2 protein-coding genes are annotated in these 1,085 nt (G+C 64.1%); one reads left to right on the top strand and one right to left on the bottom strand.

All coding sequences use genetic code 11. From position 1 onward, the window contains the following. The first annotated feature begins 237 nt into the window (after positions 1 to 237). Positions 238 to 753, top strand: coding sequence for a barstar family protein (locus ABZ671_RS32755; RefSeq protein ID WP_357865461.1), 516 nt, complete (start codon positions 238 to 240; stop codon positions 751 to 753). Positions 754 to 905: 152 nt separating this feature from the next. Here ABZ671_RS32755 and ABZ671_RS32750 read toward each other — a convergent pair. Beyond that, on the bottom strand, positions 906 to 1,085 hold a 180-nt coding region (locus ABZ671_RS32750), incomplete at its 5' end, for a hypothetical protein (protein ID WP_357865458.1).

The raw sequence follows: 1,085 nt of genomic DNA, 5'->3' as shown, positions 1-1,085 counted from the left end.
GCCGACTGGTACCCACTGTTCCCCAACCCCGTCGTCGCCGAGTCCCTACTCGACCGGCTGATCAACACCAGCCACCAGGTCTTCATGAACGGACCCAGCTACCGACCCAACAAGCGCCCCGGCCGAGCCGGCTCGACAACCACCCAGGGCACCAAGTAGAAACATCATCCGAGGGCCACCACCTGGGGAATTACGTGAGCCCAGCCCCGGGGAATTCCGTGAGCGACGACAGTCTGGATGATGGACAACTGGTGGAGCGGCTCCACGAACCAGCTCGCGGTCTCCACGCGCAAGACCCTGGTGGAGTTGGCGGCGGTGCTACCGGTAACGGGCAGGCTCGTCGTTGCCCGGCTTGACGGAACGAGGATGACGGATGCGGACCACCTCTTCTACGAGTTCTCCGACGCGCTGCTCTTTCCCGGCTACTTCGGCTGGAACTGGGCCGCGTTGTCCGAGTGTCTCCGTGATCTGCGCTGGTTGCCCGCGGACGGGTATCTGATCGTTGTCGAGAACGCGCCCCGGTTGCTGTCGAGCAGTGCCGAGGATCAGCACACGCTGTTCCAGATCCTGTCTCAGGCCGTGCACCACTGGGCGAACCCTCTCGGCCAGCCGGACGGCAAGGGCATCCCGTTCAAGGTGCTGCTGCTGTGCGACAGCGACGAGGAGGCGGCGCTGCTGCGGCAGGAAATCGCGAGCGCAGTCCACAACATGCTGTCCTGGCGCAGTGAATCTGATGCCAGGCCGAGGCGTTGACCTGCCCGGCATCAGATGCGTCGAGCCGATCGGGGTACCGGCTGGCTCAGCGAACCTGATGCGCGCAGAACGTTCGGGAGCTGCGGTCGACGCGGCGACGTCGGCTGCATCAGGTTCGGTGAGTCGTCGCATCAGTTCCGTGGTCCTCCGCATCAGGTTCGACGGTCCGGCATCACGTGTGCTGAGCCAGGACACATGCGATGAAATCGTCGATCCGCGCGACCGCCGCCTGCCATCCGCTCATCGGCATTATGCAGGTAATCCTTGTCAAGCTGATCATGATGCGTGTCGGTCGATGCGGGTGAGGAGCCGGTCGAACAGGTCGACTCGGT

This window comes from Micromonospora sp. NPDC006766 (assembly GCF_040636055.1).
GTDB lineage: Bacteria > Actinomycetota > Actinomycetes > Mycobacteriales > Micromonosporaceae > Micromonospora.
This window is presented reverse-complemented; position numbering and strand designations above follow the sequence as displayed.